The sequence below is a fragment of the Roseburia sp. AM23-20 genome, assembly GCF_003470905.1.
GTDB lineage: Bacteria > Bacillota > Clostridia > Lachnospirales > Lachnospiraceae > Roseburia > Roseburia rectibacter.
This window is the reverse complement of the sequence record NZ_QRHS01000008.1, coordinates 62,395-74,972: the sequence shown is the minus strand read 5'-3', so window position 1 is coordinate 74,972 and position 12,578 is coordinate 62,395. Positions and strand designations below refer to the sequence as shown.

The window sequence follows — 12,578 nt, the reverse complement described above, 5'->3', positions numbered from 1 at the left end:
TTATTCCTCACTAAGTCCTGCATCATCCAGTATCCGGTAAATCTCTTTTGAATATGCAGTCCGGTCTTTCATGCCATACACTTCAAGTGCTCTTTGGGCATCGATCTTAAATGCTTCCAATGCCTCCTCTGCTTTTGCCTGTATGTCTGAAATCTCTCTGTCACATCCAAGTTCTTTGGCATCACTGCTGTATTCATCACATCTTCCGATCGTACTGATCAGCGAATCTAACGCCATATCATAAATTTTCTGATTCATCAGATTCTGATATGCTCTGTACTGCCCTGCCGTGTATGCAAGAATACGGTATTTTCTGTATGTATCCTGATCTTTCTCCTTTACCTCAAGACCAGATACATCCTGAAATGCCTGCTCATAATTGCCCTTTGCATATGCATCTTCCGCATTTGAAAAACTGCTGGAATAACCCACTAAATTAGTTGCTAATACTACAAGAACAAGGAATGAAAATACCATCACAAAGATCAGAATTACCGGTACCTTCGGGAGTGGAGGTGTCAGATCCGGCTCCTTTGGTGGCTTCGGTTTCTTTTCTTTCTTTGGCTTTTTCGGTTTCTTCTCTTTCTTTGGCTTCTTCTCTTTTTTCTTTTTTTCTTTTTTCTTCTTTTTATCTTCTTCCGGATCTGATTTTTCTTCTTCCTTCGGCGCGTCCGATATACCTGGAATATCTCCAAGTTCCTGTAATATCTGCATATTCGGATCTGACAGATCAATGTCGCCTGCATTTTCTTCTGTTATCACTTCTTTTCCGGACGATGCAGGATCACCTTCCTCATCCTCATCATCTTCCCCAAAAAGAATACGTGATAATTTTTTCAGGAAACTTTCTTTTTTCGGCTTGTCTTCCCTGTCATTTGGCATGACATCTGACATGCTGTCCGAAGTATTTTCACTTTCTCCTGCTCCATCATCTCCAAATATATCCGCTTCACCAAGATCTCCAAAATCGTCTAGTCCATCACTGGCTGCATCCTCCATGCCTAAAGCATCACTTTCGCCTTTGTCTGTGTAATCCGTCATCTGTGCACCTTCTGTCACGTCAGCGCTTTCCTCCGATATATCATCCGATATTCCAAAATCTCCAAGTCCGTCTAGATCACCCAGTCCGCCTAGATTCTCCGGTGCTTTCGTATTCTCCTGCTGCCCGCTTTCTTCTTTTTCATCCGTCTGCGGTTCTGATGTCTGTGCAGGTTCTTCCTTTTTCATGATATCATCAATTCCTGGAATATCTCCAAGCGTATCCATCATGAAATCATCTTCTTTATTATTCTGACCTGTTCCATCTACAATCTGATCTAAACTGTTAAAGAAATCATCTTTTGTTTCCGCTTCTGGTGCAGACTTCTCATTTGCCAATTCCTTTTCAAATTGTTCTAAAAAATTATCTTCCGCCTCTTTGGAAAGTAAATCATTTTCCATCTCATTCATAATATCATCCTCTGTCCGCATCGTTTTACTCCCGGTTTCTTTCTCTGCATCCATATCTTTTTCTGATAAGGAATTTAACAGTCCATCCAGATAATCCTCTGTCCCGCTCATCCGACACCTCCGTCAAGCCTATAACTTAATTTGGGGATGTGACAATATATCACATCCCCTTCTTCGCTTCAACCTAATCAATGCTTTTATCAATTAAATTATCAATAGCCTCTACAAGATTGCCGATTTCAGGTTTTGTCAACTGGGCATCTGCCCCTAACTGTTTACCTTTAATTCTCATTTCTTCATTAACTAAAGATGAGAAAATAATAAGCGGTATCTTCTTCATATTATCGTTCGTCTTAACAAGTTTGGTCAGTCTGTGTCCATCCATCATCGGCATCTCGATATCAGTGATAATACAATGAACCTTATCACGTACATTACCCGCCTTTTCAAATTCGGTCAGCTTATCCCATGCCTCCTGGCCATTCATTGTCACGATCAGATTGGTGTATCCTGCCTTCTTCAGACAGTCTGTGATCAGACGGCTAAGAAGTGGCGAATCCTCAGCGATCAGGATCGGTGAATCACAGCGCTCACGGCTTGCCATATTATCAACATCTGATACCTTAAGACCTGTCTCCGGACTGATATCAGATACGATTTTCTCAAAGTCAAGGATGATGATCAGCTTGTCATCCATCTTGATCACTCCTGTGGATGCACTGTTATCCTCTGTATTGATCGTCGAATCCGGCTTGATAATAGACTCCCATGATACACGGTGAATGCCAATTACAGCATCTACATGAAACGCAATATTTAATTTGTTGAAGTTTGTGATGATAAAAAGTCCCTTGCCATCTCCACTCTCTGCCATCCCCAGACATCTTTTCAGATTAACAACGGTAATCATTGTATCACGTGGCATGAAAATACCTTCCACACTTGGATGAGAATTTGGTACCGGTGTTACCGGCTGATACGTCAATATCTCTCTGATCTTTGCAACATTGATTCCATAATGATTATTTCCTAATGTAAATTCCAGGACTTCCAGCTCATTCGTTCCTGACTCTAAAAGTATATTTGTATCCATTCCTGTCTCTCCTCCCGCGTATCATTTGCTACGCAATTCATTGCTTTTGCCATTGCATAAATATTAATGTCATTATAACACATTACTAATATCATTACAAAGTAATTTGATAATTTGTTTCACTGATATTTACATACAGATCCAGACTTTCAATACTTGTCACGCTGTCCGGTACCTGAAACAGCAACACGGTATTTTCTGTCGCACCAGCCGGAATTGTTTCCTGATACAATGCAAAATCAGATGGAAGTATGGTATTTTCCTCATCTGCTTTTTCCTGACCATTGACCATGACAGAAAACTTCGGTGTCTTTGCAAAATTGTCGATCGCTATTTCATCTGTTCCGGAATTTGTAATATCAATACTGACAATAACAAATACTTTTCCTTTCTCTGCATCCAGCGAATAGTATCCGCCTTCCATATAATCCGCCGCAATCTCGGCTCCGGCATATGCTATGGTCAGGTTTTCTTCGCCAAACAGTTCATCAAGAGTGGAAGACTCTGCTGCAGCCTGCTCTGTTCCATCTTCTGCAATCTGTTCACCTGCAGACGCATTACCGGATGCATCCAGTGTAATTCTGTTCTCTGTTTCTGTCTCCTGTGGTTCATCCGTAGATTCCGTCTCCTGCTCATCATGACTCACATTTGCAAGACCTTCCGGCTGGCTCGTATTAAACTTCGCCACAGCGTGTGCCGAATAATCCACAATCACGCCTTCTTCATCTTCTGTTAAACTGTATGGCTGTTCTCCACATCCTCCAAGCAGCAATGTTGTTACTGCTGCCACTGCCGTTAATCTCATTCCTGTTCTTTTCATGGTATTCCTCTCATGATATCTGTAAATAATAGAATATACTCTATCCATATGTTAGCATTTTTGGTATCATTTATCAACTGAAAAAATTTCCATTATTTGTCTCTAATTCAAACCAGAATTCTACTCCGTCTTCGTGATTGATCACACCACACTTCTGATGGAATGAATCCATGATCGCCTGAACAATAGAAAGACCTATACCGCTGCCGCCGTATTCTCTGGTTCTTGCTTTATCCACCTTATAAAATTTGATCCAGATATTATCCACATCTTCTTCCGGTATCGGCTTTCCGGTGTTGAAAACACTGACGCGGACTTTATCATCTTTCTTTACACAGCGGATATCAATTCTTTTTTCACCCTCTGCATGATGAATCGCATTGCTTAAATAGTTGGTCACTACTTCTTCCACCTTAAATTCATCCGCCCAGGCAAATAACGGTTCCTGCTGCGAAAAGTTTAATGTGATCTCATTCTGATTTAAAAGGATCGCAGACGCATTGATCACTCCCTGTATCAGTTCCGTCAGATCAAACCTTTCCATGGTAATGACCTCATTACCAAATTCAAGCTGGTTTAAAGTCAGCAGTTTTTTGACCATTTTATTCATCTTGTCTGCTTCGTCCATGATGACTTCACAATAAAAGTCCCTGCTCTCCGCATCATCATTAATACATTCTTTCAGTCCTTCTGCGTATCCCTGTATCAGTGCAAGCGGTGTTTTTAACTCGTGTGAAACATTTGATAAAAATTCTTTCCGCATTTCATCGATCTGTGTTTTTTTATCGATATCAATCTGTAATTGATTGTTTGCACTCTTTAGTTCAGAAATCGTGTGCTCTAACGTAGTTGACATGACATTCATGTATTCGCCAAGCTCGTCCACTTCATTGTGATATCTGCTCCCAGGCTGATATTTTGCTTCAAAATCAAGTTCCGTCATCCGCTTCGATATATCCGTCAGACGTAAAAGCGGCGTTGTTATGCCTCTCGAAACGAAAACAATGACGACCGCACTGATGATCGCAGCAATGACACCTACCCATGCTAAAAATGTATTAGAGAGACTGACACTCTCACGGATACTCTCAAGTGCTGTCCGCATCAGGATCAGATTCCCATTGGAAAGTGTCCCGTAAAGCACCAGAAACTCTGAATCCAATCTGGCATCTGTCTGTTTCTGGATAATATAATTGTCTGACTGCATCAATACCGTCACTTCATTCTGCTTCTCCCCAAAAATAATGTTCATAAATTCCAACATCATTTTCTGTGTATCATTCACGGACGACCGTACAATGGTCCGGTCAGAGCTTATGATCATGACAGTGATATTTCCATTTGCACAGAGATTATCAAATGTCACATCAAAAGAGCTGTCATCCAGTGATCCGTTCTCACTCGCTTCATTGATCGTCTCAAATCCGGACAGCAGTGTATTTTGTTTATTGACCACATAATACGGCTCCAAAAAAACGGTATTAATAAACCAGCATAAAAGAAGTGTTCCTGTAACCAGACAGATACTGATCAGTATCAACTGATGTGTCAGTGAACCAAAATATTTTCTTTTCCGATCTTTCATCAATTTTTTCATCATTTATCACTGCCATTTTCTTCTGCTTCAAATTTGTACCCCATACCCCAGATGGTTTTGATATAGTCACCTTTTTCTCCGATCTTGGCACGCAGTTTTTTAACGTGTGTATCGATGGTTCTTGCATCTCCAAAGTAATCGTAATTCCAGACATGATTGAGAATTTTCTCTCTGGAGAGTGCAATGCCCTCATTTTCCATAAAATAAGTAAGCAGTTCAAATTCCTTGAAACTCAGTTCAATCTGTTTTCCATCCACTGTGACCGTATGTGCTGTCTGATCGATCACGATTCCTCCGATGGAAAGAAGTTTTCCCTCCTCAGGTGCTTTTCCACTTCTTCTTAAGATCGCACCGACACGTGCAACAAGAATCTTCGGAGAAAACGGTTTCGAGATATATTCATCAACACCAAGTTCAAATCCGGTGAGCTCGTCCTCTTCATCACCCTTTGCTGTCAGCATGATGATCGGCACTTTTGACGTTTCCCTGATTTCCCTGCATACGTCCCAGCCATTCATTTTTGGCATCATCACATCCAATATGATCAGTGCAATATTTTTTTCCTGATAAAAAATATCCAGTGCTGCCTCACCGTCTCCTGCCTCTAATACCTCATAATCTTCCCTGACTAAAAAGTCACGGACCAGCTTTCTCATTCTGCTCTCATCATCCACAACCAATATCTTTATCTTTTCCATACTTAATGCTCCATTCCTGCTATTTTTCACATTACAATTTAACAGATAATTATGAAATAAATGTGATATCTTCTATGGTTCTTCCACCATCTGTTCACGTTCATTCAAGGCAGCTTCCCGCTCATCAAGTTCCTGCTCCCATTCCGCATATTTATCGATCAGTTTATTCTCATAATTTAAAATTGTAGGGCTGTCACTCGTCGATGCAATGATAAACATGCCGATTATACTGATTGCAAGAATCACAGATATAAATAATGTAATCTCATACTTTTTGCGGTACCCATCTGCTTTTCCCTGTTTTTTCTTTTCATCTGACTGATGTTTTGCAGAAATCCTTAATTTCTTTTTGAGGCTCTCCTCTAACATCGGATGTGTCACATAGATTGGAAGGATATCCGCATTATTGATTGCAGGATTCTGGATCAGGTATTCCTGAAGTTCTTTTAGATAAGTATAACCAACGGCTGTCTCAAACAACTCCTGCTTTACCATTTTATTGTAGATTTCAAGCACCGTTTCCGGATGATGCATATCTGCGCGTTCTTCCACATAATGAATCCCATGTGCTTCCTTTTTCGCCTGCTCTGCTTCCGCTTCATCCGTAAAAACAAAACCGTTTATCTTTACTTTTTTCTTTTCGGACATGATTATTCCTCTTATTTTTCTTATTATCGTGATATGTCTTTTGTCATTCTGATTTTAATAATGTCAGAATCAAATAACGGTTCCAACATTATTTTCATTATAAAAAAATGTGAAAAGAAATGCAATGCGTATTGTATTGTAATTTCTATATAGTATAATCGGCTTATGAGATCACTTTTGGAGGGTATTTATGAACAAAAATAATTTTGCACCGCTGCCGCCTATGGGGTGGAACAGCTATGATTACTATGACACTACGGTAACAGAAGATGCCGTAAAAGCAAATGCAGACTATATGGCTGCACATTTAAAAGATTTTGGTTGGGAATATATCGTTGTCGACATCGAATGGTATGCGATCGGTGCCGGTTCCATGCGTGATCAGTTCCAGTACATTCCGTTTGCAGACGTCGCGATGGACGAATTTTCCAGATTACAGCCTGATCCGGATCGATTTCCATCTTCCGCTGACGGCACCGGATTTACCCATCTTGCAGACTATATCCACAGTCTCGGTTTAAAGTTTGGAATCCACATCATGCGAGGAATTCCCAGAACTGCCGCACATAATCACAGTAAGATCAAAGGCAGCAATGTGACTGCTGATATGGTTGCCAATCCTTCCTCCATCTGCGGATGGAACCCGGATATGTATGGAGTACGTGACACAGCGGCAGGACAGGCTTACTATAATTCCCTGATGGAACTTTACGCTTCCTGGGGTGTCGATTTTATCAAATGTGATGATATCTGCAACACCAATATTTATCCGGCAAACCCATATTCTGCACGCCACGAGATAGAAATGCTGCATAAGGCGATCACACGCTGTGGAAGACCTATCGTTTTATCCCTGTCTCCGGGTCCTGCACTGATCGAACATGCATGGCATTATGAAACTTACGCAAACATGTGGCGTATCACTGATGATTTCTGGGATAAATGGGATCTGTTAAAAGATATGTTCCACCGCTGTGAACTCTGGCAGAACCATGTTTCAAAGGGATGCTATCCGGACTGTGATATGCTGCCGCTCGGCTGGCTTGGAAAAGGCTTCGGACACGAATGGTACACTAATTTTACACCGGATGAACAGCATACCATGTTAACACTCTGGTGTCTTTTCGGCTCTCCTTTAATGCTTGGCTGTGAACTGACAAAATTAGACGATGCCACGCTTGCACTTTTGACCAACCGCGATATACTTTCCATGCTGACACCGGACTGTAAACCTCACCAGATATGTCTTGACGATGAAAAAGCCATCTGGTGCGCACATAATGCAGTTACAGGCGAACATTTTATTGCTTTCTTTAATCTCTCAGATGAAACACAGACAATCCATTGTGAGATTGAAACTCTCCGTGTCGGTGATGAATTATGCATCCATGAAAATGCCAGTCTGACAGAACTCTGGAGCAAAGAAAAAACATCCGTATCCGGCAGTGCGATCTCTGTCACCCCGCCAGCACACGGATGTCTGGTATTTCATGTAGAAAACTGATCTTTGTCTTTGATGCTGTAAAATAAGTCTCTGATAAGCCAAAAGATTTATTCTTCCGGCATCCAGACGCGCATCTGATTTTCTCCCCGGTTCGCCCATACATAATAAGGAATTGCGGTCAGCATTACGTCTGTCCGCTTTGGGCGTTCCTCGGAGTAAAGCGCATCACTGCTCTCCATCCGGTATCCCGGCAGATGGATCAGCACATTTCCCGCTAATACACCTTCTTTGCAAAGTTCCGTCTCAGCTTTGATCTCTCTTGGTATACGAAGTGCCTGAATGCACTCACCATTGTCTGCACCTTCAAAGCAGTAAACGACCGGTCCCCTCATCAACGCGACACAGCCCTCATCTTCACGCACATTCGTATTTGCATAAATTTTTCGTACCGGAAGATCAAATGTAAGTGTAACCACATCATTTTCTCCCCAGTTTCTCTTCAGATAAAGATAACCATTTTTCATAAAAGACACGGCATCTGTTTTTTCTCCGTTTACTGTCACAGCAAGTGTGTCCGGACGAATATGGGATGGGATATGAATTGCAAGTTCAAACGCCTTTTCTTTTTTTGCTTTTACCTGATAGGATACCTTTCCTTCCCACGGATAACTGCTTTCTACCGTAATCACCGCTTTATCAAAATCCGCGGTCTGTCCCAGAAACAGATGTGAATAGAGCGTCGTTTCACTCTCACTCCATGCATAAGTTCCCAGTGAAGTTACAAGACGTACCAGGTTCGGCGGACAGCATGCACATGCATACCAGCCCGGACGGGTCGGCAATACATGTTTATAACCAAAGATCGTGCCGGATGTTCCCGGATTTACCTCAAGCGGATTCACATAGAAAAACTGTTTTCCATCCAACTGGATACCGCTGATGGTTCCATTGTAAAATTCCCGTTCCATGATATCGGCATAAATTCCAAGGGGTTTTATTTCCAACATTCTCTTTGCAAAAAAGATCATTCCTATCGATGCGCAGGTCTCCGCATATGCCATATCGTTTGGCAGGTCATAATCAATCGTAAAAGCCTCGCCTTCAACCGTAGAACCGATGCCGCCGGTGATATACATTCTTTTCTTTACGATATTATCCCATAAAGTCTGGCATGCCTCATAAAGTCTCTCATCTTTATCTTCCCCGGCAAGGTCAGCCATTGCCGTATACATATAAACAGCACGGACACTGTGTCCGACTGCCTCTTTCTGCTCATAAATCGTAGCGTGCGTCTGCGTGTATCTCTGATCTAACGGTTCTAAGCTATACTGTCCCCAATGCTGCCAGCCTCTTTTTTTCTTTTCCTCATAAAAATAATCCGGATTTTTTCCTCGTTCTTCCAGAAAATACCGTGCCATCTTTTTGTATTTTTCTTTTCCGGTTGCACGGTATAGTTTCATCAGTCCGATCTCCACTTCCTGATGTCCCGGTATTCCCGGCTCTTTGTCCTCTCCAAATCTGGAAATGATATGGTCAGCAAGACGCTCCACCACATGAAGCAGTTTTTCTTTTCCGGTTGTCTGATAGTATGCGACACCAGCCTCCATCATATGTCCGGCACAGTACAGTTCATGGCACTCCTGCAAATTCTGCCAGCGGTGTTCCGGTTCTTTTACAATAAAAAAGGTATCAAGATAGCCATCCGGCTGCTGTGCCTTTTCGATGATGTCAATGATCTCATCCGCACGCGCTTCCAACTCATTGTCCGGCTTTACCGCAAGCGAATAGGCGACACCCTCTAACCATTTTGCGACGTCACTGTCCTGAAAGACCATACCGTAAAATTCTCCTTCGCTTAAACCTGCGGCAATACGAAAATTTTCAATGGCATGGCTTTTTTCCACGCCTGGCACTTCATCATTTAATACTTTCTCCTGAAACGGAATGACGGTGTCTGTCATGCGGTGCTGCATGGCAGACCAGAATGGGTCGTGGATCTTTATCTGGTTGATGTTGATTTCACGAATATTTTTTGACATGATTTCTCCTTTAGTTTGTGGCTCCCGCTTTGTGCTTTACCACCTAGCCCTTATACTCAAAATTAGGTATCTCTCCCCATCTCTCTTTAAAGTAATGCGCCGCCATTTTCGGTCTGCGCTCTCTCGTAAACAGTCCCTTTTTATTACCATCAACTCTCATGCATCCCTGCACGGTCGCAAAATCAGCAAAGTTCCAGACATGCTCCCCGATAAAGAACTTCCTCTTATCGAACTGTGCATTTTGTCTCTTATAAAATTCCACCTGAAATTCCTCCGAGAACATCTCTGGCACACACTCATGGATACCGGCTACGGCATCAGCGCCGTACTCGGTGATCATGACCGGTTTATTCTGGGATTCCCAGAAGTCGAGTTCAAGATTTAATCCATAGCAGGCAGCGTCAAGATCTCCGGACAGGTTGTACCATCCATAGTAACGGTTAATGCAGACAACATCCATGCTTCTTGTGACAATATCTTTTTCATAGTTGTTCTGACAGCAGACTAAAGTAACTGGACGGTCAGACGGGTCTGTCTCATGCGCCAGCTCATAGAGTGAATGCCAATACTCGTATGCTGACTCCGGGAAATTCTCCGTATCAGGTTCATTTCCAAGTGACCACATGACAACGCATGGATGGTTTTTGTCACGCGCGATCATGTCCTTAATGACCTGTTCATGGTGTTCACGAATAGGAAATGTCTCATAAGGATTGATTCCTGCTCCGGCACCGATCCCGACTGCCGGAACCTCGTCAATGATCACGATTCCTTCACGGTCGCACAGGCGGTACATTTCTTCCGCATATGGATAATGGCTGGTACGGAAAGAATTTGCATGCAGCCAGTGAATCAAATTGACATCTTTAACATCCAGACAGACATCCATACCCCGTCCATGAAATGCCGAATCCTCATGTTTTCCAAACCCTTTGAAATAAAACGGTTTTCCATTGATCAGAAACGAAGTCCCCTCCACGCGCACCGTACGCACGCCAAACGGCTCCTCATAATAATCATCACCGAACGTGACTGCTGCCGTATACAGATACGGTGTTCCCGGATATGGCTCCCACAGTTTTGCATCCGGTATCACGATCTCCCCGGAAGTGCCTTTTGCCTGTGCCACTTCATTTCCATTGGCATCTAAGATCTGCAGTACAACTTCCTGTCCATCTGTATCTGAAGTCTTAACCTGATAATTCACAATGCCATCTGTTCCACGGATATCTGTCACAAGCGTTACATCTTTGATATACGCCTTCGGTGTCGTATAAATTCTGACCGGACGGTTGATCCCTGCATAATTAAAGAAATCAAAATTAGGAAGATTCTGTGGTTTTCTCCAGCGTTTTGCAGCTTCAACTCCCGGCACTCCTGCATTGTCTGCTCCCATAAATGAGGTTCCCTCCTCATTTCCAACCGGAAGTGTGCTGTGATTAATGCGGTTATCCACAGCAACGACCAGTTCTGCACTCTCCCCTGCACATAATTTGTCAGTGATATCCACTTCAAATGGAAGAAATCCTCCTTTATGCTGTGTGAGCAATACCCCATTCAGATAAATTTTTGCAAAATGTGTTACTGCGTCAAAGCGAAGCACCAGTCTCTGTCCCTTGTAATAAGAAGGCACTGTAATATTTCTCCGGTAATACGCATAACCGTAATGATTCCGGTAAGCAATATCATCTTTCTGATCATTGTAAGATGCCGGAACTGCGATTGGCTCCATCTGCTCCGGCAATGTCACCGCATCCCCCGGTTCCTCCGTTGTCCCAAGTGCAAAATCCCACACTCCGTTTAAATCAATGATCCCACGAATCTTATTTTCCTGTGGATATAACATGTTACCCCTCCATTTCTGCCTTAATTAATCTCTCATACTCTGCGTCACTTAATTCCAACACCCCGCCGTGTCTTTTTTTCGTCCTGCCAAGATCATATTTTTCTTTTTCCAAAATCGTGAAATCACCCGATGACAGATCTTCCGTGATCATCGGCAGATACCCTTTTCCCTCGGCAAACTGGTCTGCGATCACACACCAGCTCCTGCCCTCCGGCAAAAGATAGCCCTCCGGGCCTTCCACGCCTTTTAATTTTTCAAAAACCGGGCAGGAGATCCGCTTAAAATCCCCGCGGAGACTGTCTGACTCCTCTAAGATCAGCCTGCTGTCGGTCTCATCCTTTGAGATCCGGTAATATTTTCCGTTACTCCTTAAAATCGTGGTATCGATCACATCCCGCTCACGTTCCATATACAAAAATGTATCCGAAAATGTGACAAAATCCTTTGTATAAGCGGCATAGATGCGGTGTTTTGCAGTCTCTTCCCCATCACATTTTACTTTGGATGCAAAAAAGACTAAAAATGCCTGTTTTTCCTCGTCAAACACAGCCTCCGGCGCCCAGACACAGCCAGCCTCACGGATGCCGACTGTATGGGCGCGCTCCTTTTCCCAGTGCACGAGGTCTTCTGATTCCCAGATGATGATATCCCTGCTGCCGCGCTCCTGCGCTGCCTGCCAGCCCTCACCCTTTTCGATTCGAAGATCGGTTGCGATCAGATAATAACGTCCATTCAGCGGATTTTTTACCGGAAACGGATCGCGCACGCCGCACTCGCCGATATGCGAATACAGTACCGGTTTTCCATCGTTTAGATCCGTCCAGTGCAGTCCGTCCCGGCTCACGGAAAAATAGATCTGCTCGCCGTCCTTCTGTTCCCCGGTAAAGTGTACAAATAAATATCCTGCCATACCCTGCTCCATTCATATTACTTGATTTTTATTT

At 43.0% G+C, this 12,578-nt stretch carries 10 protein-coding genes; 1 reads left to right on the top strand and 9 read right to left on the bottom strand.

The genetic code is table 11. The features are described from left to right. From DW650_RS08350 to DW650_RS08325, 6 genes are all read right to left on the bottom strand, one after another. On the bottom strand, nucleotides 1-1,560 hold the full coding sequence (locus DW650_RS08350) for a hypothetical protein (protein WP_118209615.1): 1,560 nt from the start codon (nucleotides 1,558-1,560) through the stop codon (nucleotides 1-3). 73 nt (nucleotides 1,561-1,633) lie between these two features. Beyond that, nucleotides 1,634-2,542: a chemotaxis protein gene (locus tag DW650_RS08345; RefSeq protein WP_117919790.1), complete on the bottom strand. Its 909-nt coding sequence runs from the start codon at nucleotides 2,540-2,542 to the stop codon at nucleotides 1,634-1,636. A 94-nt stretch (nucleotides 2,543-2,636) separates the two neighbouring features. Continuing rightward, entirely contained in the window at nucleotides 2,637-3,362 is a 726-nt protein-coding gene (locus tag DW650_RS08340; RefSeq protein ID WP_118209614.1) for a DUF4352 domain-containing protein, read from the bottom strand. Between the two features lie 73 nt (nucleotides 3,363-3,435). Next, nucleotides 3,436-4,959 carry a sensor histidine kinase gene (locus DW650_RS08335; protein ID WP_442969829.1) on the bottom strand — a complete coding sequence of 508 codons (1,524 nt, stop codon included), beginning with the start codon at nucleotides 4,957-4,959 and terminating at the stop codon, nucleotides 3,436-3,438. Next, complete coding sequence (locus DW650_RS08330) at nucleotides 4,959-5,657, bottom strand: response regulator transcription factor (protein WP_117919796.1); 699 nt, start codon at nucleotides 5,655-5,657, stop codon at nucleotides 4,959-4,961. Before DW650_RS08330 ends, DW650_RS08335 begins: the two co-directional genes overlap by 1 nt. A gap of 72 nt (nucleotides 5,658-5,729) precedes the next feature. Beyond that, entirely contained in the window at nucleotides 5,730-6,305 is a 576-nt protein-coding gene (locus DW650_RS08325; RefSeq protein ID WP_118209612.1) for a hypothetical protein, read from the bottom strand. Between the two features lie 190 nt (nucleotides 6,306-6,495). Here DW650_RS08325 and DW650_RS08320 point away from each other — a divergent pair, with 190 nt between their 5' ends. Beyond that, nucleotides 6,496-7,809 carry a glycoside hydrolase family 27 protein gene (locus DW650_RS08320; protein WP_118209611.1) on the top strand — a complete coding sequence of 438 codons (1,314 nt, stop codon included), beginning with the start codon at nucleotides 6,496-6,498 and terminating at the stop codon, nucleotides 7,807-7,809. Nucleotides 7,810-7,856: 47 nt separating this feature from the next. Here DW650_RS08320 and DW650_RS08315 read toward each other — a convergent pair whose 3' ends face one another. From DW650_RS08315 to DW650_RS08305, 3 genes are read right to left on the bottom strand one after another with little or no spacing between them, the layout of a single operon-like run. Continuing rightward, on the bottom strand, nucleotides 7,857-9,788 hold the full coding sequence (locus DW650_RS08315; RefSeq protein WP_118209610.1) for a glycoside hydrolase family 127 protein: 1,932 nt from the start codon (nucleotides 9,786-9,788) through the stop codon (nucleotides 7,857-7,859). Between the two features lie 43 nt (nucleotides 9,789-9,831). Then, the gene (uidA, locus tag DW650_RS08310) at nucleotides 9,832-11,634 is read right to left on the bottom strand and encodes a beta-glucuronidase (RefSeq protein WP_118209609.1); all 1,803 of its coding nucleotides are present in this window, start codon (nucleotides 11,632-11,634) and stop codon (nucleotides 9,832-9,834) included. Nucleotide 11,635: 1 nt separating this feature from the next. Then, a complete protein-coding gene (locus tag DW650_RS08305) occupies nucleotides 11,636-12,544 on the bottom strand; it encodes a glycoside hydrolase family 43 protein (protein WP_243095736.1) in 909 nt (302 codons plus the stop codon). Nucleotides 12,545-12,578: the final 34 nt, after the last annotated feature.